The organism is Parviterribacter kavangonensis, from assembly GCF_056863335.1.
Window position 1 is genome coordinate 881023 of the sequence record NZ_JBXPJA010000001.1, and the last position, 20092, is coordinate 901114.

The 20092-nt window shown below is 72.2% G+C and carries 24 protein-coding genes and 2 pseudogenes; 12 read left to right on the forward strand and 14 right to left on the reverse strand.

What is annotated here, in order from left to right; all coding sequences use genetic code 11:
• Positions 1 to 49 precede the first annotated feature (49 nt).
• The gene (locus AC1UE4_RS04440; RefSeq protein ID WP_482916012.1) at positions 50 to 1078 is read left to right on the forward strand and encodes a methyltransferase; all 1029 of its coding nucleotides are present in this window, start codon (positions 50 to 52) and stop codon (positions 1076 to 1078) included.
• Positions 1079 to 1114: 36 nt separating this feature from the next.
• Positions 1115 to 2488: a hypothetical protein gene (locus AC1UE4_RS04445; protein ID WP_482916013.1), complete on the forward strand. Its 1374-nt coding sequence runs from the start codon at positions 1115 to 1117 to the stop codon at positions 2486 to 2488.
• 16 nt (positions 2489 to 2504) lie between these two features.
• Here the strand turns inward: AC1UE4_RS04445 and AC1UE4_RS04450 are convergent, their stop codons facing one another.
• From AC1UE4_RS04450 to AC1UE4_RS04470, 5 genes are all read right to left on the reverse strand, one after another.
• Positions 2505 to 2879 (reverse strand): TraR/DksA family transcriptional regulator, encoded by a 375-nt coding sequence (locus tag AC1UE4_RS04450; RefSeq protein ID WP_482916014.1) that lies wholly within the window; start codon positions 2877 to 2879, stop codon positions 2505 to 2507.
• A gap of 41 nt (positions 2880 to 2920) precedes the next feature.
• Complete coding sequence (locus AC1UE4_RS04455) at positions 2921 to 3271, reverse strand: hypothetical protein (protein WP_482916015.1); 351 nt, start codon at positions 3269 to 3271, stop codon at positions 2921 to 2923.
• The gene (locus tag AC1UE4_RS04460) at positions 3268 to 3783 is read right to left on the reverse strand and encodes a hypothetical protein (RefSeq protein WP_482916016.1); all 516 of its coding nucleotides are present in this window, start codon (positions 3781 to 3783) and stop codon (positions 3268 to 3270) included. The genes AC1UE4_RS04455 and AC1UE4_RS04460 overlap by 4 nt, the downstream gene beginning before the upstream one ends.
• Before the next feature lie 93 nt (positions 3784 to 3876).
• A complete protein-coding gene (locus AC1UE4_RS04465) occupies positions 3877 to 5028 on the reverse strand; it encodes a sensor histidine kinase (RefSeq protein WP_482916017.1) in 1152 nt (383 codons plus the stop codon).
• The gene (locus AC1UE4_RS04470) at positions 5021 to 5704 is read right to left on the reverse strand and encodes a response regulator transcription factor (protein WP_482916018.1); all 684 of its coding nucleotides are present in this window, start codon (positions 5702 to 5704) and stop codon (positions 5021 to 5023) included. Before AC1UE4_RS04470 ends, AC1UE4_RS04465 begins: the two co-directional genes overlap by 8 nt.
• A gap of 93 nt (positions 5705 to 5797) precedes the next feature.
• Between AC1UE4_RS04470 and AC1UE4_RS04475 the strand changes: the two genes are divergently transcribed.
• Positions 5798 to 6397 carry a M15 family metallopeptidase gene (locus AC1UE4_RS04475; protein ID WP_482918198.1) on the forward strand — a complete coding sequence of 200 codons (600 nt, stop codon included), beginning with the start codon at positions 5798 to 5800 and terminating at the stop codon, positions 6395 to 6397.
• 150 nt (positions 6398 to 6547) lie between these two features.
• Here the strand turns inward: AC1UE4_RS04475 and AC1UE4_RS04480 are convergent, their stop codons facing one another.
• The 3 genes and pseudogenes from AC1UE4_RS04480 to AC1UE4_RS04490 form a co-directional block, all read right to left on the reverse strand.
• On the reverse strand, positions 6548 to 6925 hold the full coding sequence (locus AC1UE4_RS04480) for a VOC family protein (RefSeq protein WP_482918199.1): 378 nt from the start codon (positions 6923 to 6925) through the stop codon (positions 6548 to 6550).
• Between the two features lie 39 nt (positions 6926 to 6964).
• Positions 6965 to 7369, reverse strand: a pseudogene (locus AC1UE4_RS04485) (VOC family protein); the annotation flags it as partial.
• Positions 7300 to 8220: a DUF5996 family protein gene (locus AC1UE4_RS04490; RefSeq protein WP_482916019.1), complete on the reverse strand. Its 921-nt coding sequence runs from the start codon at positions 8218 to 8220 to the stop codon at positions 7300 to 7302. The gene AC1UE4_RS04490 and the pseudogene AC1UE4_RS04485, both read right to left, overlap by 70 nt.
• Before the next feature lie 55 nt (positions 8221 to 8275).
• On the opposite strand from AC1UE4_RS04490, the pseudogene AC1UE4_RS04495 reads away from it, so the two are divergent.
• A pseudogene (locus AC1UE4_RS04495) lies at positions 8276 to 8659 on the forward strand (GNAT family N-acetyltransferase); the annotation flags it as partial.
• Positions 8660 to 8731: 72 nt separating this feature from the next.
• On the opposite strand, the gene dinB reads toward AC1UE4_RS04495, so the two are convergent.
• Positions 8732 to 9772 (reverse strand): DNA polymerase IV, encoded by a 1041-nt coding sequence (dinB, locus tag AC1UE4_RS04500; RefSeq protein WP_482916020.1) that lies wholly within the window; start codon positions 9770 to 9772, stop codon positions 8732 to 8734.
• 49 nt (positions 9773 to 9821) lie between these two features.
• On the opposite strand from dinB, the gene AC1UE4_RS04505 reads away from it, so the two are divergent.
• Entirely contained in the window at positions 9822 to 10634 is an 813-nt protein-coding gene (locus AC1UE4_RS04505; RefSeq protein WP_482916021.1) for an alpha/beta fold hydrolase, read from the forward strand.
• Here the strand turns inward: AC1UE4_RS04505 and AC1UE4_RS04510 are convergent.
• Genes AC1UE4_RS04510 through AC1UE4_RS04530 form a run of 5 tightly spaced genes read right to left on the reverse strand, consistent with a single transcriptional unit; the run spans position 10612 to position 15220 of the window.
• The gene (locus tag AC1UE4_RS04510) at positions 10612 to 11046 is read right to left on the reverse strand and encodes a group III truncated hemoglobin (RefSeq protein ID WP_482916022.1); all 435 of its coding nucleotides are present in this window, start codon (positions 11044 to 11046) and stop codon (positions 10612 to 10614) included. The genes AC1UE4_RS04505 and AC1UE4_RS04510 overlap by 23 nt on opposite strands.
• 20 nt (positions 11047 to 11066) lie before the next feature.
• Positions 11067 to 11729, reverse strand: coding sequence for a histidine phosphatase family protein (locus tag AC1UE4_RS04515; RefSeq protein ID WP_482916023.1), 663 nt, complete (start codon positions 11727 to 11729; stop codon positions 11067 to 11069).
• Positions 11726 to 13144, reverse strand: a complete 1419-nt coding sequence (locus tag AC1UE4_RS04520; RefSeq protein ID WP_482916024.1) for a cellulase family glycosylhydrolase — start codon at positions 13142 to 13144, stop codon at positions 11726 to 11728. Before AC1UE4_RS04520 ends, AC1UE4_RS04515 begins: the two co-directional genes overlap by 4 nt.
• A gap of 47 nt (positions 13145 to 13191) precedes the next feature.
• The gene (locus AC1UE4_RS04525) at positions 13192 to 13710 is read right to left on the reverse strand and encodes a GNAT family N-acetyltransferase (protein ID WP_482916025.1); all 519 of its coding nucleotides are present in this window, start codon (positions 13708 to 13710) and stop codon (positions 13192 to 13194) included.
• A complete protein-coding gene (locus AC1UE4_RS04530; RefSeq protein WP_482916026.1) occupies positions 13703 to 15220 on the reverse strand; it encodes a hypothetical protein in 1518 nt (505 codons plus the stop codon). The genes AC1UE4_RS04525 and AC1UE4_RS04530 overlap by 8 nt, the downstream gene beginning before the upstream one ends.
• Before the next feature lie 39 nt (positions 15221 to 15259).
• On the opposite strand from AC1UE4_RS04530, the gene AC1UE4_RS04535 reads away from it, so the two are divergent.
• The 7 genes from AC1UE4_RS04535 to AC1UE4_RS04565 are packed head-to-tail and all read left to right on the forward strand — an operon-like array spanning position 15260 to position 20081.
• A complete protein-coding gene (locus AC1UE4_RS04535) occupies positions 15260 to 16912 on the forward strand; it encodes a proline--tRNA ligase (protein ID WP_482916027.1) in 1653 nt (550 codons plus the stop codon).
• On the forward strand, positions 16894 to 17550 hold the full coding sequence (locus AC1UE4_RS04540) for a CDP-alcohol phosphatidyltransferase family protein (protein WP_482916028.1): 657 nt from the start codon (positions 16894 to 16896) through the stop codon (positions 17548 to 17550). Before AC1UE4_RS04535 ends, AC1UE4_RS04540 begins: the two co-directional genes overlap by 19 nt.
• Positions 17551 to 17577: 27 nt before the next feature.
• Positions 17578 to 17835, forward strand: a complete 258-nt coding sequence (locus AC1UE4_RS04545) for an RsiG family protein (protein WP_482916029.1) — start codon at positions 17578 to 17580, stop codon at positions 17833 to 17835.
• A 30-nt stretch (positions 17836 to 17865) separates the two neighbouring features.
• A complete protein-coding gene (locus AC1UE4_RS04550; RefSeq protein WP_482916030.1) occupies positions 17866 to 18357 on the forward strand; it encodes an FHA domain-containing protein in 492 nt (163 codons plus the stop codon).
• Positions 18357 to 19112 (forward strand): transcriptional regulator FtsR, encoded by a 756-nt coding sequence (ftsR, locus tag AC1UE4_RS04555; protein WP_482916031.1) that lies wholly within the window; start codon positions 18357 to 18359, stop codon positions 19110 to 19112. Before AC1UE4_RS04550 ends, ftsR begins: the two co-directional genes overlap by 1 nt.
• Positions 19113 to 19125: 13 nt before the next feature.
• Positions 19126 to 19647 (forward strand): adenine phosphoribosyltransferase, encoded by a 522-nt coding sequence (locus AC1UE4_RS04560; protein WP_482918200.1) that lies wholly within the window; start codon positions 19126 to 19128, stop codon positions 19645 to 19647.
• Entirely contained in the window at positions 19647 to 20081 is a 435-nt protein-coding gene (locus AC1UE4_RS04565; RefSeq protein ID WP_482916032.1) for an SRPBCC family protein, read from the forward strand. Before AC1UE4_RS04560 ends, AC1UE4_RS04565 begins: the two co-directional genes overlap by 1 nt.
• Positions 20082 to 20092 lie beyond the last annotated feature (11 nt).

Below are 20092 nucleotides of genomic sequence, written 5' to 3' on the forward strand. Positions count from 1 at the left end.
GGAGATCTATGGTTGCCAGGGGGCGCGCGAATCCGAGGAGGCGAACGCCATGGCAACGACGGAGCTGGATCCCGCCCACATCATGCAGGTCGGAATGGGGTTCTGGGCGTCGAAGACGGTGCTCTCGGCCGTGGAGCTGGAGCTGTTCACGCGTCTCGGCGATGGATCGCTGACCGGTGAGGAGATCGGCGCGCAGCTCGGTCTCCACCCGCGGGCGATCGCGGACTTCCTGGACACGCTCGTGGCCCTCCGGTTCCTCGATCGCGACGGAGACGGCAACGACGCCCGCTACCGGAACACCGCCGAGACGGCGGCGTTCCTGAACAAGGAGCGGCCGACCTACGTCGGCGGCCTGCTGGAGATGGCGAACGCGCGGCTCTATCCGTTCTGGGGCGACCTGACCGAAGCGCTGCAGACCGGCAAGCCGCAGAACGAGATCAAGCACACGGGCAGCTCGATGTTCGCCGAGCTCTACCGCGACCCGGGGCGGCTCGAGCAGTTCATGGCCGCGATGCAGGGCGCCTCGCTCGGCAACTTCCATGCGCTGGCCGAGACGTTCGACTTCTCCAAGTACGAGACCGTCTGCGACGTCGGCGGGGCGACGGGCCAGCTCTGCACGATCGTGGCGGCGCGCCATCCGCACCTGCGGTGCACGAGCTACGACCTGCCGGTGGTCGCGCCCATCGCCGAGAAGTCGATCGCCGCCGCGGGCCTGAGCGACCGCGTGGCGGTCGCGTCCGGCGACTTCTTCGCCGACCCGCTGCCGCGGGCGGACGTCATCACGATGAGCCTGATCCTCCACGACTGGAACCTCGACGGGAAGATGGCTCTGATCCGCGCGGCGTACGAGGCGCTCAACGAGGGAGGAGCGCTGATCGCCATCGAGTTCCTCATCGACGACGCTCGCCGCGAGAACGCGTTCGGGCTGATGATGTCGCTAAACATGCTGATCGAGTTCGGCGACGCCTTCGACTACACCGGGAGCGACTTCGACGGCTGGTGCCGCGAGGTGGGCTTCCGGGAGACCGAGGTCCGTCCTCTGGCCGGTCCGGCGAGCGCCGCGATCGCCTACAAGTGAGCGGCCCGTCGGGCGCGCTACCGTCCGGCGCAAGCCGTGACTCGCGTTCACTCGGTCATCGTCACCGCCACCTGCGCCGCGTCGATCGCGACTGCGGCGCTGGCGCCGGGGGCCGCTCGCGCCGCGTTCCCGGGACAGCCGGGGAAGCTCGTGTTCAGCAGCCTGACCGGCGGCGACAAGAACATCTACGCCGCCGACGCCGAACCGGGCAGCGCCTGGCTGCCGCTGACGACGACGCCCGGGGAGGATGCGCAGCCGGCGTGGTCGCCGGACGGCACGCGCCTCGCGTTCCGGGCGCGTCGCACGGGGGAGCACTACTTCGAGATCTACCTCGTCAACGCCGACGGAAGCGCGCAGCACCGCCTGACCTTCACGCCGCGGCCCGCGAACGGAGCCCTGCCGTACAGCTCGCAGCCGTCCTGGTCGCCCGACGGCACGGAGATCGTGTTCCGGTCGAACCGCGACGGCGAGCCCGACGTCTGGCTGATGCGCGCCGACGGCACCGACGCGCGGCAGGTCGCCGACGACCCCGGCGACGAGCGCTACCCGAGCTTCTCCCCGGACGGCACGAGGATCGTGTTCACGAGCACGCGCGACGGTGACACCGACATCTACACGATGGGGCGTGACGGCGGCGGGGTGCAGAAGCTCACGCAGAACGACGTCTTCGACTCGGCGCCGGCGTGGTCGCCGGACGGCGCCCGGATCGCGTTCGAGCGCGGCGCGGGCGGCGACGACCCGACGAACGAGGTCTGGACGATGGCCGCCGCCGGCGGCGACGAGCGCCGGCTGACGGCGAACGACGCGCTGGACGAGGGCCCCGCGTGGTCGCCGGACGGCGCGCGCATCGCGTTCACCAGCGGGCGCTCGGACCCCGACGGCGACATCTTCGTGATGCGCAGCGACGGGTCGGACCAGCACGTGGTCGCCTCGAGCCCCGATCTCGAGGAGTCCCCGGACTGGCAGTCGCTGCCGAATCCCGCAACTGCACCCGGCGGCGTGCAGACCACGACCCCGTCGAGCGTCGGCCTGGACGCACCCCCGGCGGTCGTCCCGCAGGGAACGCCATCGCCCGGCGCGGCGGCCCGACCGCGCAGTCGGCAGCGCCTCGGCGCTCCGCCGTCCATCCGGATGTCGACGCTCCTGCGCCGCGGGCTCCCGCTCCGGATCGCCTGCGAGCCGGCTTGCCGGGCGAGCGTGCGGCTCCTCGTGCCGCCTCGGCGCGGCACCGTGTCCCGGCGCGCGCTGCCGGTGGGTCCGGTGACCAAGCGCCTGCGGCTGCGGGTGACGCGGCGTGCGGCGGCGCGCCTGCGGACCGTGCGTCCGCGGCGGGTGCTCGTCCGCGTGGCGTTCTTGCGGCTGGGCGAGAAGCCGCACCTGCTCGAGGCGCGCGTGCGGCTCCGCCGCTAGCCCGCTCCGCCGCTCCTCATCGTCGTGACGTGGGCATCCGCGGCGCGCGGTCCGCGCACGGCACGCACACGACGCTCGAGGGCATGGCTCGCAACCGCGCCGGCATGATCGGCTGACCGCAGCTGTCGCAGATCCCGTAGGTGCCCTCGTCGAGCTTCTGCAGCGCCCGCTCGAGCTTCATCCGCTTCGTCTCCACCGACCGGCCCACACCGATGTCGGTCAGCCTGCTGACCGCCTCGACGGTTCCGTCTCCGATGCGCTTGCCGAATCCCTGTGCGGCGCCGCGCTCGGCCGGCTTCGTCATGCCGGCCAGCTGCGCGTCGGTCTCCGCCAGCTCTCGGCTCAGCTGCTCACGCACCGCCGCCAGGTCCAGGTCGTTCTCTGCGGACATGACGTCCACGTACCCGCCGTCCGCGAGGTTGCCTCGTGGAGCTACGTGGCGCGGAAGATCCGCGCGAGGAGCGCCAGCTGGGCGACGGCGTCGACGAGGTACGTCGGCGAGATCCGCCGCCGCGCGACGTACACGACGTCGATGGCGGCGAACGACGCGGCGCTGCCGGCTGCGAGCGTGAGCGCCTCGGGCGAGGGCTCGTGGCGACGCGCGGCGAGCAGCAGCGCGGAGCCGATCACGGTGGTCAGCGCGCCGACGGTCTGCACGAGCCACCACTCGCGCTTGCGGCCGGTGGCGGCCTCGAAGAGACGACGTGAGACGAACGGCGTGATGCCCGTGGCGACGTAGTAGGCGCCCTGGTCGCGCAGGGGAGAGGCGCCCGGAGCGCTCATGCGAACCCCTTCAGGCGCCGTCCGAGCTTCCAACGGCGGGCCGAGCTCGAGGAGCGCGGGGCGACGAGCGCATCGGCGAAGACGCCGGTAGCCAGGGAGAAGATCGTCTTGTGCACGACGTCGATGACGAGCTCGTCGCGCGGCCAGGTCGGTGGCGGGGCGCCGACCCCGGTGAGGTTCTCGAGCGTCTGATCCCAGCCGAGCCGCATGGGCGTGTGCATGGCAGCGACCCACGGGCCGCGCAGGTTCGCCGCTGACATCACGCCGCGCACCGCCCCGAGCACCACGCCGTTGGCCCAGTGCATCGCCATGTTGCGCCCCCAGCGATCGCCGTCGGGGTCGCGGAGGCGCATCATGTGCGCGAGCGTGTGCGCCGGCACGTACGAGCTCGGGCGACCGGTGAGCTGCTGCTCGAGCTTCTCGGCCAGCGTCATCACCGCGACGCCCCCGAGTCCTGCTGCGGCGCCGCGCGCCGCGGCCGCGGCGACGGTGGGTCCGGCCCCTGTCCTCATGACTCGCACCGCAGCGCTACGAAGGTCATCGGCACGCCATACCCGCAACGGCGAACGGCGTTCGCACGGTGCAGGGAACGAACCCCGGGCCGGCTAGCGCGGTGCCCTGACGCGCCGCTCGGCGTCCGTCATCTCGCCCGGCAACACCCGCGGACCGCTGGGCAATCGGACCGTCACGACGAGCCCGCCGGCGGGACGTGGTCCGAGGTCGAGGGTTCCACCGTGCGCTCGGACGATGCTCTGCACGATCGCCAGTCCGAGGCCGACGCCGGTGCGCTCGTCGGTCCGGGTGCGCTCCGTTCCGCGTTGGAAGGGCTCGGTGAGAGTTGGGATCAGGTCCGCGGGAACCGGGGGTCCGGAGTTCTCGACCCGCAGCACGCCGGCATCGGACTGCGACCCGCTGCGCACCGTGACCGTGCCGCCGTCGCCCACGTTGTGGACGATCGCGTTCTGGACGAGGTTCGTGACCATCCGCAGCAGCAGCGCGTACGAGCCCGCCGTCGGAGCCGACTCGCCGGCCACGGTGAGCGTGATCCCGCGCTCCTCGGCGACGGGCAGGAGCGTCTCGGTGGCCTCCTCGACGACGAGAGAGAGGTCGACGTCCTCGCGCGGGACGGCCGCCCGGTCGGTGCGGCTGAGCAGGAGCAGCGCTTCGGTGAGGTCGATCGCCCGCGCGTTCACGGAGTGGAGGCGCTCGATCAGCTCCTCGTGATCCTGCGCTGGTTCCTTGCGCGCGACGTCGAGCAGCGTCTGCGAGATCGCGAGCGGCGTGCGCAGCTCGTGGGAGGCGTTCGCCGCGAAACGCTGCTGCTCGGCGACGTGCGCCTCGAGCCGGGCGAGCATGGAGTCGAAGGCGTCGGCGAGCTCGCGGAACTCGTCCCGGCGGCCCCTCAGCCGGATCCGGTGGGAGAGCGATCCGCTCGCGGCCACCCGCGTCGCGTCGGTGATGCGAGACAAGGGGGAGAGCATGCGGCCCGCGAGGAACCACCCTCCGACGAGGCCGAACACGAGCAGGAACCCCAGCACGGCGGCGGCCCTGGGAGCGAACACCTCGAGGAGCTCCGACCGGATCGGGAAGACGCCGGGGGTGCGGTCTTCGGCGTTGATGAGCATCGCGCGGTCGGGGACGTACCGCAGGAGGAACACCCACACGGCGGCGAGCAGCAACGCGCCCGCGAGCATGAGGAACCCGGCGTAGCTCAGCGTGAGCCTGAGGCGCACGCTCAACCCGGGCGCCCTATGCACCGCCGCCTCCGTCGCGACCGCCGTCGATGCGGTACCCGACGCCGGGCACCGTGGCGATGATCCACGGTTCGCCGAGGCGCTTGCGCAGGGCCGAGACCGTGATGCGCACGGCGTTCGTGAACGGGTCGGCGTTCTCATCCCACGCGCGCCGCAAGAGCTCCTCGGCGCTGACCACCCCGCCATCGGCAGCCACGAGCACCTCGAGCACCGCGAACTGCTTGCGCGTCAGCGCGACGTAGCGGCCGTCCCGGTAGACCTCTCGGCGGAAGGGATCCAGCCGTAGCCCCGCGATCTCCCGCACCGGAGGTCTGCTGTGGGTGCGCCTGCGGTCGAGCGCTCTGAGCCGGAGCACGAGCTCTCGCAGCTCGAACGGCTTCGTCAGGTAGTCGTCGGCGCCGAGCTCGAACCCCGACGCCTTGTCGTCGAGCCGGTCCGCGGCGGTCAGCATGAGGATCGGCATCCCGCTGCCGGAGGCGACGATCCGCTGGGCGATCTCGTCGCCGGTGGGTCCGGGAACGTCGCGGTCGAGGACGGCGATGTCGTAGGCGTTGACCGTCAGCAGCTCCAGCGCGGTGGTGCCGTCGCCCGCGATGTCCGCAGCGATCGCTTCGAGACGGAGCCCGTCGCGGATCGCGTCCGCCATGTACGGCTCGTCCTCTACGACCAGCACCCGCATGCGTCGATGCTACGAGCGGGCGCATATCGCCGGCGTATGGAAAGCCGCATACGGGCCGGCAACAGCGTGCCGCCTTGACTGCGCGGCGTGACGATCCACCGGACACCGATCCGCTGGCGGCGTGTCGCCACGCTCCTCTTCGTCGTCGTCGCGGTCGCCGCGGCCCTCGGCGCTCGGCTGCCGGCGGCCGCGCCGACGAGGGCCCCGTCACCGGCCCGCGCTCTTCCCGTGGACCGCCACGGTGAAGCCGACGGCGCCGTCCCGGATCGGACGACGGTCTTCGACGACGCGATCCCGGGCGTCGCCAAGCTCGACCCGGCGCTCCTCGGCGCGCTGCGCCGGGCTGCGAGCGAGGCCGCAGCCGACGGCATCGAGCTCCACGTCGACAGTGGCTGGCGTTCCCCGCGCTACCAGCAGCGGCTGCTCGACGAGGCGATCGCGAAGTACGGATCCGCCGAGGAAGCCGCCCGCTGGGTGGCGACACCCAAGCGGTCCGCGCACGTGTCCGGCGACGCCGTCGACATCGGCCCCTCGACCGCCGCGGCATGGCTGTCCGAGCACGGCCCCGCGTACGGGCTATGCCGCATCTACGGCAACGAGCCCTGGCACTTCGAGCTGCGGCCGAAGGCGACCGAGCAGGGCTGCCCGCCCATGTACTCCGACCCCACTCACGATCCGCGGATGCAGCAGTAGATCTCACCCTGATGACGGTGCCGGTGACCCCACGGCATGCGGGCTCCCGGCTCGTGCGTGAACCGGCTGATACCCAGCTCGGGTGATCCGAGCGCGTCGCGTGCGACCGCCACTGGATGCGCCGGCGGGCGTAGGGTGGCGGCCATGCCCTCAGGGGCGGTTGTGGTTGACGACCTCGACGTTGTGTCCGTCGGGGTCGAGCACGAACGCTCCGTAGTAGCCGGGGTGGTAGACCGCGCGTTCGCCCGGCGCGCCGTTGTCCTCGTAGCCCGCCGCGACGGCCGCGGCGTGGAACGCTCGCACCGTCGCGTCTGCGCGCGCGGGGAACGCGAGGTGGACGTTCTCCGTGAGCGGCCGTTCATCCCGGACGAACGAGAAGTCGAAGTCGGTGCCCGCGAAATGCACTCGATCCGGATCGTCGCGCGTCAGCTCGAACCCGGCGTACGGGGCGATCGTCGTGTAGAAGCCCCGGGACGCCTGCGGGTCGCGGACCCGGATCCACAGGTGGTCGATGCAGCCGATGGGCACGGCGTCGTCCCGGTCGACGTGGACGGCCTCGACGCTGTTGCCATCCGGGTCGAGCAGGAAACCGCCGTAGTACGTGGGGTCGTACTGCGTGCGCGGCCCGGGTTCCCCGTCGTCGCGGTAGCCCGCATCGATGCCGGCCTGCCAGAACGCGTCGACCTGCGCGCGGTCGCGGGCGCGGAAGCCGACGTGGAGCCCGCGCGTGATCGGGTGCCGATCGTCCGTCGGCCCGATGTCCCAGTCCTCCCACTCGACCAGCTCGGCGTCCGCATGGCTCGGCTCGATGCCGAGGGCGCCCAGCACGGTGCGGTAGAAGCGCTCGGAGGCCGCCAGATCCCAGACGGCGATGCCGACGTGATCGAACACGCGGCCGGAGGCTACGCGATGGGCGGTGGGCTGCCGGCGGCGCTGGCCGGCAGCGCCGGGTCCCAGTCGCAGACCTCGCACGCGTGCTGGAAGGCCGCGCGCGCGAAGCCGAGCGCCGCGGCGGCCGGGTCGGGGGCGGAGCGCGCGTCGTCCCAGTCGAGGATGAACTCGCCGAGAGCGGCGTCCCAGCGCGCGGCGGGCGAAGACAGGGTCCCGTCCGGGAAGCTGTCGGGCGCCGGATGCGCGTAGGCGTAGAACGCAGCCTTGCCGTAGCGGGAGTCGCCCGGCCACCAGCCGACGGCGATCTCCTGGGCGTTCATCGCGTTGCGCATGATGAAGTCGTCCGAGGGCGGATCGGCGGGCAGCCCGGAGAAGAGGCTGACGGCGAGGTCGAAGGAGCCCCACCAGGCGTTGACCGGCGTCGACCGTCCGCGGAACGGCGCGCGGAACGCGGCGAGGACGAGCGCCGCCTGCGTCGCCGCCGCGAAGTAGTCCGCGACCTCCGCGGGCTCGTAGGTCGCGTGCTCGTCGTCCTGATCGAGGGGAGCCGTCCAGGCGACCTCCTGCGGCATGAGGTTGAGCTCGATCGACCCGATGAGCTCGCCGGCCGCGGCGAGCACGTCCCGCGTGACCTCGCCGACCGAGCGATGCGGTTGAAGCGCGATCCGCCGCGTTCTCCCGTCGCTGTGCGTGACGACCGACTCGTGGGTGTGCAGGTCGAGCGTGACGACGATCGCCCCGCTGCCTTCGGGCGCCGGCAGGGGAGCGGTCTCCCAGCCGCGTGCGGTCAGACGCAGCGCCACGTGCTGGAACTGCGGCTCGGGCGGCGCCAGCGCCACCGCGAACTTCCCGAGAAGCTGCGCGTGGCCGTGCAGCGTGTCGCACGTGGCGGCCCACGACTCGTAGTTCACCGCCGGCCAAGGCGTCGGCATGGGGCGACGCTATCGGCTGGCGGCCGAGGAGGGCTGCCCGGGGGATCATCGCGCGATGGCATTGACGATCCGCCGTGGCACGGAGGCGGACGCACGAACCGCCGCCGATCTGTGGCTGCGCGCGCGGCGGGCCGCCCACGGCGCGATCCCCGCGCCGGTGCACGACGACGACGACGTACGCGGATGGTTCGCGGATCACGTGGTGCGGCGAGCCGAGCTGTGGATGGCGGTCGACCAGCGCGACGCACCGGTCGGCATCCTCGTCCTCGACGGCGACTGGATCGACCAGCTCTACGTCGACCCGGCCAGGACGGGACAGGGGATCGGAGCGGCGCTGCTGGACGTGGCGAAGCGTGAACGCCCGGGCGGGCTGCGCTTGTGGACGTTCGCCTCGAACGCCGGCGCGCAGCGGTTCTACGAGCGTCACGGCTTCGTCGAGGCCGGCCGCACCGACGGTCGCGACAACGAGGAGCGGGCGCCCGACGTCCTCTACGTCTGGCCGGCCCCGCTCTCACACCGGGAGCGCGAGCTGCGCGGCGGCCGGGCCGCCGGCGAGGTTCGTGACCGTCAGGCCGATGAGCGTGATGCCGCGGCGGTCGACGAGCGGCATCGCCGTGTCGAGGAGGCCGAGGGCGGCTCGGGCGATCGCGTCGGCGTCGCCGGTGGGGTGGGGCAGGGTGACCGAGCGGGTCGCTCGCGCGTAGTCGCCGAAGCGCAGCCGGAGGACGATGGTCCGGCCGGCCCGGGCCTTGCGCTCCATCCGGTTGGCGAGGCGTTCGGCCAGGTCGTTGACCGCGGTCTCGAGGTCCTCGCGGGTGCGAGGAGAGCGGCCGAGGCTTCGCTGGGCTCCGAACGAGCGGCGGCCGCGGCGCCGGCGGACCCGGCGGAACTCGCGGTTCTGAGCGATCGCGTGGACGTAGCGGCCGGAGGCCTTCCCGAGGATCGCGATGAGCTGGGCCTCCTCGAGGCCGGCGGCCTGGCCGACGGTCCGGATCCCGCACGCGCGCAGCCGGCGGGCGGTGGCGGGGCCGACTCCCCAGATGCGGTCGACGTCGAGCGGGTGGAGGAACGCGAGCTCGTGCTCGGGTTCGACGACGAAGAGCCCGTCCGGCTTGGCCGAGCGGCTGGCGATCTTCGCGAGGACCTTCGTGCGGGCGACGCCGATGCTGAGCGGAAGGCCGACCTCGTCGCGGACCTGCTTGCGGATCTGCTTGGCGATGTCGACCGGTGGCGCCTCGCATCCGGTCACGTCGAGGAACGCCTCCTCCATCGAGCCCGGCTCGATGATCGGCGTGTGGCGCTCGAAGACGTCGAAGACCGCCTTGCTCGCCTCGGTGAACGCCTCCCAGCCCGGGCTCGCCAGCAGCAACTCGGGGCAGAGGCGCTTCGCTCGTGACGTCGCCATCCCGCTCTTGACGCCGCGCGCCCGCGCCTCGTAGCTCGCCGCCATCACGACCCAGGACCCGACGACGGTCGGCTTGCCGCGCAGCGACGGGTCGTCGCGTTGCGCGACCGAGGCGTAGAAGGCGTCGACGTCGGCATGGAGGATCAAGGCGAACGTACGTTCGCACCTCCGCCGGAGGGACCGCAAGACTTGGTGCGTGCGCGTCTTGCCCTTCACGTCGCAGCGTCGCGGTGGCGCCGGCGAGCCGCTCGTGCTGCTGCACGGGTTCATGGAGACGTGGCGGTCGTGGGAGCTGATGCTGCCCGCGCTCGAGCGGCGGCACGACGTGCTGGCGCCGACGCTCGCGGGGCACGCCGGTGGGCCGCCTCTCGGAGCGGGGGAGCCGATCGATGAGGTCGTCGCCGCGGTGGAGCGGGCGATGGACGAGGCGGGGTTCGCGACCGCTCACACCGCCGGGAACTCGCTCGGCGGATGGCTGGCGCTGAAGCTGGCGGAGCGGGGACGGGCGCGGAGCGTCGTCGCGCTCGCGCCCGCAGGTGGGTGGGCGGCCGATGACCCCGCGCGTGGAGAGATCCTCGCGACGAACCGGCGCGTGCACCACCAGCTCAAGGCGCTTGCGCCTCGGGCCGACAGGCTGCTCGCCACGCCGGCGGGCCGGGCGCAGGCGATGCACGCGCTGACGACGCGGACCGAGCACATCCCGCGCGAGCTGATCGCCCATCTGCTCGCCGGCGTCGCTGCCGCGCCGGAGGTCGACCCGATGCTCGAGGGCGCTCAGCGGACCGGGTGGCCGGTGGATGCGGAGAGGATCACGTGCCCGGTGCGCGTCGTCTGGGGCACGGCCGACGAGCTGCTGCCGTGGCCGTCGGCGGCGGCGCGCTACCGCAGCGAGTGGCTGCCGCACGCCGACTGGGTCGTGCTCGACGACGTCGGGCACGCGCCGCAGCTGGACGTGCCGCTCGAAGCGGCGGAGCTGATCGCCGGGTTCAGTCCGGCACGTGCCGGCTGATCTGCAGGGTCGCCGGCGGTGGCGGTGGACCCGGCGTGATCGTGCCGAGCCGGCTGCTGAACGCGTGCGCGACGCGGGCGGCATGGCTCTTGGCCAGCTCCGCCGTGGGGCCGGCGTACAAGTCGTCGACGGTGGCGCTCCACAGCCCGAGCCAGCGCTCGAAGTGGCCGGCGCGCAACCGCACCTTCTCGTTGAGCTCGGCATGCGGCCGGAACGCGCCGCCGCTGTAGCTCTGCGCGCCGAGCAGGATCGTCTCCCAGAACGCCGTGATCACCGGGACGTGCTCCTCGAGGTCGAGCTTCGCGACGTCCACGAAGATCCACCCGATGATCGGGTCCTCGAACGCGCGCGAGTAGAAGGTGCGCACGAGGCGCTCGCAGTCGTCGCGTGTCTCGATGTCCTGGTCGGCCACGCCGTCAGTGTGGCGCGCGGTCAGGGCAGATGGTCCGTCTCGTTGAACGACCGCAGCAGCCAGCGGCCGTCCTCGAGCACGACCAGCCGCGAGACCGAGCCGTTGTCGGCATGGATGAACGCGAACGGCTCGGCGCCCGTCGCCAGCCGGCAGAGCTCGCCGATGATCCCGCCGTGGAGCACCGCGACGGCGGAGCGGCCGGGCCCCGTCTGATCGACGATCCGGGCCAGCCCGGCGCGCACGCGCCGCTCGATCGCCTCGGAGGTCTCGGCGCCGGGGATGAGGTCCCAGCGCTGCTCGGCCAGCACGCGCGCGACCAGCGGGTCGCCCTCGGCGACGCGGATGCGGAACTCGCCGCCGTCCCACTCGCCGAGGCAGACCTCGACGAGCTCCTCGACGACCACCGGCGAGACGCCGAGCGCCGAGGCCAGCGGCGCCGCCGTCTGCGCCGTCCGCTGCAGCGGGGTGACGAACACCGCGGCGATGTCCTCGCCGCCGAACCGCGAGGCCACTCGCGCGGCCTGCTCTTCGCCTTCGGGCGCCAGCGGCGGGTTGCCGCGCCCCTCGAGCAGCTCGAAGCGCTGACCCGGCACTGCCGCCTCGGAAGCTCCGTGCCGGACGAGCACGACCTCGGTCGCGCCGGCGGGCAGGGCGAACGCCCGCTGCGGGTACTCGCGGCTCACGGAGCGACGGCGCGCGCGTCCGAGGTGCCGCCGTCCCAGCGGAACCGGAACGTCGTCTTAGCGCCGATCCTCACGTCGCGCCCGAACGTGCCGTACTTCGACGTCCTCAGCGACGCGACGCGCTTCCACGACGACCCGCTCTTGCGCTCGATGACCACGTCATGCCGGCCGCCCGGGCGGATCTGGCCCCACAGCCGCGCGACGCCGCTGCGGATGCGCGACGCCCAGAACGGACGTGAGAACGCCGCCAGACCCGGCTTCGCCTTTCCCGACAGGTAGTGGAAGCCGGACTGCCAGCCGGTGCCGAACTGGCCCATCGGCTCGTCGCGCCAGACGTACCAGACCAGCCCGCGAACGCGGGAGTTGCGCGCGGCGATCGACGCGCCCTGCTGCATCCACCGCGACTGCGCCTTGGCGCTGACGCCGAGCGTCTTGTCGGGCGGGTTCGTCTGGTACGCGTACTCGTCGAGGTAGAGCGGGATCTTCCGCGCGCCGCGCACCTCGAACCCGCCGTGGCGCTGCACGTTGTCCAGGGCGCTCGCCAGCCGCCCGAGGTCCCCGAGCGAGGCGTTGTCGCGGTCGCGGTCGTGCGCCGTCGGCGACAGCTTGAGGCTGTGCGGGTGGTACGCGAAGAGGTCCGCGGTGGCCGGCTTGAACCCGCGGCACAGCCCGGACCGCAGCTTCTTGTACGTGCGCGAGAGGCAGCCGAACGACCGCAGGAACACGAGCGGCTTCAGCGCCGCGTTCGCCGATGTCCCCGACGTCCCGCGGGGCGCCAGCGCGCCGACCGCGATCTGCGCGCCCGGGTCGGCCTTCACGATCGCGGGGCCGGCGGCACGGACGAGAGCGCGGTAGACGTGCGGCGCCGCGGGCGAGCAACCGCTGCGCGTGCACTCCGACTGCGGCTGCAGCCACTGCGCCTGGTTCGGCTCGTTGAAGACGATGTAGCGGTCGACGTCGGCTCCGTAGCGGCGGGCGACCGCGGTCGCGTAGGCGGCGAACTTCTTCGGATCCGGCTTGTAGCGCGGGTTGCGCTTGACCGGGAACTGCGAGCCCCACACCGGCCCCCAGCCGGTCACCGACAGCACGACGTTCATGCCCGCGTCGCGCACCATCGCCACCGCCCGGTCCAGCGGGCCCCACGAGTACTGCGGGTCGTTCGGATCCTTCGCCGAGAACCCCGAGGGAGCGGAGCGCTTGTCGGGCGCCGGGGCGTACGCGCCCCAGCGGGCGATGATCCGCACCGCGTCGACGCCGCTCTCGCGCCACTCGTCGACGGCGGCCTGCGCGGCCGCCGGATCACCCAGCAGCAGCCGGTCGTCGGCCACCCCGACCTCCATGGACGACGACGCGGAAGCGGTGCCGGCGACAGCGGCCAGCAGCAACATCGAGAGGAGGAGCGAGCGACGCAGCATCGGCGGTTCAGAACGCACGAGCGCCCGGCGAGTTGCGCGCCGAGGGCTCATGCCTCGCCGGATCCTGGCTGCTCCGCGCCGAGTTCGAGCCGGTAGAGCACGTGAGGGAGCCCCGCATGGCGCACCTCCCGCTCGTACGTCATCCCCAGCTTGTCCATCACGCGGCGGGACGCCGCGTTGGCCGGCAGGGCGAGCGCGATCAGCTCCTCGATGCCCGCCCGCCGCGCCAGCGCGATCGACTGGCGCGCCACGGCAGTGGCGTACCCGCGGCCCTGCTGCGAGGGCACGACCGACCACGCCAGCTCGACCGCCGACCGGCCCTCGACGATCGTGCGGTCCAGCCCGATCCGCCCGACCAGCGCGCCACCCGCGCGCACCAGCCACGGGCCCCAGCTCTCGCGCCGCCACAGCGAGACGTCGCGCTCGAGCAGCGCGAGCACGTCGCCCGGCCCGAACGGCCGCAGCGGCGCGGGCCGCAGCCACGCGCCGATCTCGGGGTCGAGGAAGATCTCCCGGTAGTCGCCGAGATCCCGCAGCGTCGGCGCGTCGAGCTGGAGCTCAGCCAACCGGTTGGGGCAGGCTCATCAGAGGCGCCGCCGTCCAGGCCGCGCGCAGCTGGCCGGGACCCGGCACCGCGACGCTCGCGGTGAAGTAGCCCAGCGCGTTGGCGACGGTGACCGGCTCGCCCACGTTGACGAAGTCCGACGACCCGTCGGCGGGCTTCCACTGCAGCTGCACCTGGTCCTGCGCGCCGGGCGGCAGCCCGTTCGGCCGGAAGCGCATCTGCCCCCACGCCTGCACCTGCCCGTTCGCGGCGCCCGTGACGAGGAACGGGAAGTAGTAGGCGTTCAGCGACGGCTTCGGGGTGTCGTTCGCGAAGTACAGGCCCGACTGGTAGGTGAACCACTTGGCCTTGCCCTTCGCGCCCTTGACCGGCGGGACGTCGCGCAGGAGGAACTGCGACTGGCCGAGGATCCGCGGCTGCAGGAACGCGAGCAGCTCGCCCTCCATGTTCCACTGCGCTTGGCGGTCGAGCGGCACGCCGGAGTACGTGTCGGGCGGGTTCGTCTCGAACCCGAACTCCGTCATGTAGACGGGCAGCCCCTCCTTCAGGTTGCCGGTCTTCTTCGCCAGCGAGTCCAGCAGCGCCGGCAGCTCGGCGATGTTCGCCATCGTCAGCGAGTCGCGGCTGCGGTCCTTGACGGTCGGCGCGACGTTCTTCGTGTACGGGTGGTGCGCGAAGCCGGTCGCCCGGATCGGCCCGTACTTGTCGAACAGCGAGCAGCCCTTGCCGCGCTTGTTCGAGCAGAGGAACTCGTTCAGCCACTTGCGCGGCCGGATCGGCGACGTGACGTTCTTCGCGCTCGAGCCGAGCGGCGCCGTCTCGCCGAACAGGATGATGTCCTTGCCGTGCCCGGTGCGGTCGAGCGCCGCCCGGCCGCGGAGGTACAGCTCGCGCGCGAGGCGCGGCGAGGCCATCTTGCCCTTCTCCCACTGCGGCGCCAGCCAGCCGCCCTGGTTGGACTCGTTGAGGATCGACCAGAAGCGGACGGCGGGGACCAGTTGCTTGCCGTCGTTCTCGTCCTTGTACTTGCCGTTGAAGCGCTTGCCGACGGCCTCGACGAAGCGGGCGAAGGCGGCCGGGTCCGGCTTCCACGCGCGCTTGACGACCGACCGCAGGCCCTTCGGCGGCTTCTTGCCGCGCGACCACGGCGGCCCCGGCGAGGTGATGTTGAAGTAGGGGATGATCCCGAGGTTCCGGCACGCCCGGACGAGCCGGTCGTAGCGATCCCAGTTCAGGCGCGGGTAGTTGCGCGGGTTCGCGCCCTTCGCGCCGCGCATCTTCTTCGCCTTGGTGCGCTCGGCCACGACGCTCCACAGCACGGTCACGCGGACGACGTCGACGCCGATCTGCTGCATCCGCTTGAGCGTCGCGTCGCGCACCTGATCGCCGCGGTAGAGCAGGTTGTCGTCGTCCATCATGATCGACAGCTGCTGATCGCTCGCGGAGGCGGTCGAGGCGGCCGGGGCGAGGAGGGCGAGCGCGAGCAGGCTCGCGAGGGCGAGGCGGGTCAAGACGGGCACAGGCCGCAGAACACCATACGCTTGCGATCGATGCGTCAGAGCCAGCTCTTCCTGCCGACCGAACGTCAGCCGCCCGCCGATGCCGAGGCGCTCTCGCACAAGCTCATGGTGCGCGCCGGGCTCGTCCGCCAGGTCGGCGCCGGCCTGTGGACGTGGCTGCCGGCGGGCTGGCGCACGCATCGCAAGGTCGAGCAGATCATCCGCGAGGAGATCGACGCGATCGGCGGCCAGGAGCTGCTCATGCCGGTCATGCACCCGGCGGAGATCTGGAAGAGGTCGGGGCGCTACGGCTTCGACGAGCAGTTCCGCCTCGTGGACCGCAAGGGCGCCGAGCACGTCCTCGCGATGACCCACGAGGAGATCGTCACGCTGCACGTCGCCAACGCCGTGCGCTCCTACCGGCAGCTGCCGATGATCCTCTACCACTTCCAGGTCAAGGAGCGCGACGAGCCGCGCCCGCGCGCGGGCATCCTGCGTACCCGCGAGTTCATCATGAAGGACTCGTACACCTTCGACCGCGACGCGGAGGGCTTGCAGGCCGGCTACGACCTGCACTACCAGGCCTACGAGCGCATCTTCGACCGCTGCGGCCTTCGCTGGTACGCGGTCGAGTCGGACGTCGGGATGATGGGCGGCTCGCAGGCCCACGAGTTCATGGCGCCGTGCGCGGCCGGCGAGAACGACGTCGCGCTGGCGCCGGGCTACGCGGCGAACGTGGAGATCGCGAGCGCCGACCCGCAGCCCGCCGGCGAGCTGAACCTCGAGCCCGGCGACTACGAGACCCCCTCCGCGACGACGATCGAGGACGTCGCGCGCGTGCTCGGCGTCCCGGCCTCGCGCTGCCTGAAGGCGTTCCCGGTGATCGGCGACGACGGCCGCCTGCGCAACGTCTTCGTGCGCGGCGATCACAAGATCAACGAGATCAAGCTGCAGAACGCGCTCAAGCAGGGCTTCCGCCCCGCGCAGGAGGACGAGCTCGCGGGCCCCGCCGGGTACCTCGGCCCGACCGACGACGTCGAGTCCGTCTTCGACGCCGCGCTCGACGGCGGGCCGTGGGTGATGGGGGCGAACCGCGAGGGGTTCCACCGTGTCGGCGAGATCCCCGACGGCCCGCGCCTCGACGTCCGCACGGTCGTCGCCGGCGACACCGTCAACGGCCACGCGATCGAGATCGAGCCCGCGATCGAGGTCGGCAACATCTTCAAGCTCGGCACGCGGTACTCCGAGCCGCTCGGCGCGACGTACCTCGACGAGAACGGCAAGGAGCAGCTGATCTGGATGGGCTCGTACGGCATCGGCCCCGCGCGCATCGCCGCCGCCGCCGTCGAGCAGTTCGCCGACGAGAGCGGCATCTCGTGGCCGAAGGCGATCGCGCCGTGGGACGTCCACGTCGTCGCCGCCGGCAAGCCGGGCACGGAGGAGGCCAAGGCGGCGGAGCAGCTCTACGGGTCGCTGCGCGCGCTCGGCCTCGACGTGCTGCTCGACGACCGCGCCGCCGGCGCGGGGGAGAAGTTCACCGACGCCGAGCTGCTCGGCTGCCCGCTGCGCCTGACGGTCGGCAAGCGCAGCCTCGAGTCGGGCAGCGCCGAGTCGATGCTGCGGCGCGGCAAGGAGCAGCTGGAGCCGGTGCCGCTCGCGTCGCCGGAGGAGCCCGTGAGGGAGCAGTGGCGGGCGGCCCCGTAGACGAGCGCCGGCGTCTCGACCCGGACCACCCGGTCGAGCGCGCCCGGCTGACGTTCCGGCGGCTCACCGGGCTGGACCGCTCGGGCCCGCCGCCGCCGGAGACCCTCCGCGAGGCTCCGTGGCGGCCGTGGACGATCCCGAACGCGATCACGTTCTCGCGGCTCGCGCTCGTCCCCGTCTACCTGATCCTCGCGCTGTCCAGCGACACCGGGACCGACCCGCTGCCGGTGATCCTGTTCGCCGTCGTCACGTGGGGCGACTACGCCGACGGCATCGCCGCGCGCGTCACCGGTCAGTACTCGAAGCTCGGCGCGCTCGTCGACCCCGCGATCGATCGCCTGATCGCGATCTCCGGCGTCGTCGTCTGCTGGCACTTCGACCTGCTGCCGCACTGGGCGCTCGCGGTGCTCGTCGCGCGCGAGGTCGTGCAGGTGCTCTACGCGCAACATGCCTTGCGACATGGCAAGGACCTGACCGTGAACTGGCCCGGCCGGCTGGCCGTCACGCCGGTGTGGAGCGGCCTGTTCTTCGCCCAGTGCGGCCTGTGGACGCTTGGCACGATCATGCTCGTGATCGGCCTCGTGTTGGCCGTCTGGGCCACAGCGCTCTACATCCGAGAAGGCTCAACCTCGACCTGAGGTGCCGGGGGAGGTACGCTCCGCGGCATGGACACGTTCCCCGATCTCGGCTCGCTCTCCGATCAAGAGCTCAAGGACCTCATCCAGCAGCTCACGGAGGAAGAGGTCGACATCTCGTACAAGCGGCGGATCCTGCACGGGAAGATCGACATCCTGCGCGCGGAGCTCGTGAACCGCCTGCGCAAGAAGCACGAGACGGGCGAGGACGTCATCACCGGCGCCGACGTCCAGCGTCTCACCGACATCCTGGCCGGTCGCAGCGGCGGCGAGGTCGAAGGCGAGTAGCCCCCTCATCCGGTCGAGGGGGATCGGCTGATGGCGGTCCACTGCCCCGAGTGCGGCTTCCTCAACGGGGAGGGAGCGAACTACTGCGCGCGCTGCGGCTCGTTCCTCGGCGACGTGACGCAGGTCCACTCCGCGGGCGGCAAGGAGGCGTCGTCGACGACAGCCACCTACCGCGTCGGCGAGACGGGTGAGCTCATCCCCGTCGACGTCGAGGACATCACTTCGCACGGCCATGCCGCGCTCGTCATCCGGTCGGGCGGCGGGCGCGTCGGCGAGTCGTTCCCGCTGGAGAACGACCGCATGACCGTCGGGCGGAGGCCGGATTCCGACGTCTTCCTCGACGACGTCACCGTGTCGCGAGACCATGCGCTGGTCGTCCGCCGTGGCGGTGACTTCTACCTCGACGACCTCGGCTCGCTGAACGGCACCTACGTCAACCGGCGCCGCATCGAGTCGCATCGCCTCGCCGACGGCGACGAGATGCAGATCGGCAAGTACAAGCTCACCTTCCTCCAGCGCTGATGGACGTCGAGCTGCCCACCGAGGAGCCCACCGCGCCGACCGACGGCCGCCGCGAGAAGTCGCTCACGATCGGCGCCGTCACGAAGGCGCTCAAGCAGGAGTTCCCGGACATCTCGATCTCGAAGATCCGGTACCTCGAGGACCAGAAGCTGCTGGCGCCGAAGCGCACGCCCGGCGGCTACCGGCTCTACTCGCAGTCCGACGTCGCGCGCCTGCGCACGATCCTGCGGCTGCAGCGCGACGAGTTCCTGCCGCTGCGGGTCATCCGGCAGGAGCTGGCCACCGGCCGCGCCGACGAGCCGACCGAGGTCGTGCCCGCGGCGCGGTCGCCGCGGTCGTCGGCCCGGCGCCCCAGCGTCTCGGTCCGCGACGGCGGCGGCGCGCTGTACTCGCTCGAGGAGGTCCTCGAGGAGACGCGCGCGCAGGCCTCGCTCGTCAAGGAGCTCGAGGACTACGGCGTCATCAAGGGCCAGACGCGCCAGGGCGTCCGCTACTACGACGAGACGGAGCGCGAGATCGTCCGCGCGGTGACCGAGCTCGCCCGCTACGGCGTCGGCGGCCGCAACCTGCGCGTCTTCCGCACCTCCGCCGACCGTGAGGCGCAGCTGCTGCAGACGATCCTCGCGCCGGCGCTGCGGTCGCGGAACCCCGAGCGCCGCAAGGAGGCCATCGAGGCGCTCGAGAACCTCGCCGCGGTCGCCTCGCACCTCAAGCACCTGCTCCTGATCCGGGACCTCCGGCAGGTCGTCGGGTAGCTTCCCCGGCGCTCTGCAGCTCTCGGACTACATCCGCGACATCCCCGGCTTCCCGAAGCCGGGGATCGTCTTCAAGGACATCACGCCGCTGATGGCGGACGCGGGGGCGCTGAACGCCGCGGTCTGCGAGCTGGCCGAGCAGGCCCGCTCACTCGGCGTCGACGTCGTGATCGGCGCGGAGGCGCGCGGGTTCCTGCTGGGCGCGGCGCTGGCGCGCGAGCTCGGCGCCGGGTTCGTGCTGGCGCGCAAGCCGGGCAAGCTGCCGCACGAGACGGTGCGGGCCGAGTACCAGCTCGAGTACGGGGTCGACTCGCTCGAGCTGCACACCGACGCGGTCGCGCGCGGCGCGCGCGTGCTCGTCCACGACGACCTGCTGGCGACGGGTGGCACGGCGCGGGCGCTGTGCCAGCTCGTCGAGCAGCTCGGCGGAGAGGTCGTCGGCTGCCACTTCCTGCTCGAGCTCGCGTTCCTCGGCGGCCGGGCCCGCCTGGCCGAGTACGACGTGCGGTCGCTCATCGTCTACGAGCACGAGTGATGCCGACCATCCGCCGGTCACGGACCGTCGCCGCCTCGCCCGACCGCGTCTGGCAGATCGTCGGCGACCCGACCCACCTGCCGCGCTGGTGGCCGATGGTCGAGCGCGTCGAGGGCGTCAAGCGCAAGGAGTTCACGCAGGTGCTGCGGTCGAAGAAGGGCCGCACCGTCCGGCAGGACTTCCGGCTCGTCGACGACGGCACCCGCCGCAAGCGCTGGGAGCAGGACATCGAGGGCACGCCCTTCGAGCGCTTCCTCGCCCTGAACGCCACCGAGCTCGTCGTCGAGCCGGCCGAGGGAGGCTCGTCCGTGTCGATCACGATGGAGCGCAAGCTGAAGGGCCTTTCGCGGATGGGCGGCGGCAGCATGTTCCTGCGCCGCGCGACGAAGCAGCAGCTCGACGAGGCGCTGGACCGGTTGGAGGGATTGCTGTGAGCCCCCGGGAC

What these genes read in the sequence shown, in the direction of transcription:
- AC1UE4_RS04455 (WP_482916015.1), bottom strand. Translation starts at nt 3,271, where the DNA reads ATGAGCGCTCCGGGCGCCTCTCCCCTGCGCGACCAGGGCGCCTACTAC.
- AC1UE4_RS04490 (WP_482916019.1), bottom strand. Translation starts at nt 8,220, where the DNA reads ATGCCGACGCCTTGGCCGGCGGTGAACTACGAGTCGTGGGCCGCCACG.
- AC1UE4_RS04565 (WP_482916032.1), top strand. Translation starts at nt 19,647, where the DNA reads ATGCCGACCATCCGCCGGTCACGGACCGTCGCCGCCTCGCCCGACCGC.
- AC1UE4_RS04450 (WP_482916014.1), bottom strand. Translation starts at nt 2,879, where the DNA reads ATGTCCGCAGAGAACGACCTGGACCTGGCGGCGGTGCGTGAGCAGCTG.
- AC1UE4_RS04470 (WP_482916018.1), bottom strand. Translation starts at nt 5,704, where the DNA reads ATGCGGGTGCTGGTCGTAGAGGACGAGCCGTACATGGCGGACGCGATC.
- AC1UE4_RS04460 (WP_482916016.1), bottom strand. Translation starts at nt 3,783, where the DNA reads ATGAGGACAGGGGCCGGACCCACCGTCGCCGCGGCCGCGGCGCGCGGC.
- AC1UE4_RS04535 (WP_482916027.1), top strand. Translation starts at nt 15,260, where the DNA reads ATGCGTCAGAGCCAGCTCTTCCTGCCGACCGAACGTCAGCCGCCCGCC.
- AC1UE4_RS04440 (WP_482916012.1), top strand. Translation starts at nt 50, where the DNA reads ATGGCAACGACGGAGCTGGATCCCGCCCACATCATGCAGGTCGGAATG.
- ftsR (WP_482916031.1), top strand. Translation starts at nt 18,357, where the DNA reads ATGGACGTCGAGCTGCCCACCGAGGAGCCCACCGCGCCGACCGACGGC.
- AC1UE4_RS04520 (WP_482916024.1), bottom strand. Translation starts at nt 13,144, where the DNA reads ATGCTGCGTCGCTCGCTCCTCCTCTCGATGTTGCTGCTGGCCGCTGTC.
- AC1UE4_RS04550 (WP_482916030.1), top strand. Translation starts at nt 17,866, where the DNA reads ATGGCGGTCCACTGCCCCGAGTGCGGCTTCCTCAACGGGGAGGGAGCG.
- AC1UE4_RS04545 (WP_482916029.1), top strand. Translation starts at nt 17,578, where the DNA reads ATGGACACGTTCCCCGATCTCGGCTCGCTCTCCGATCAAGAGCTCAAG.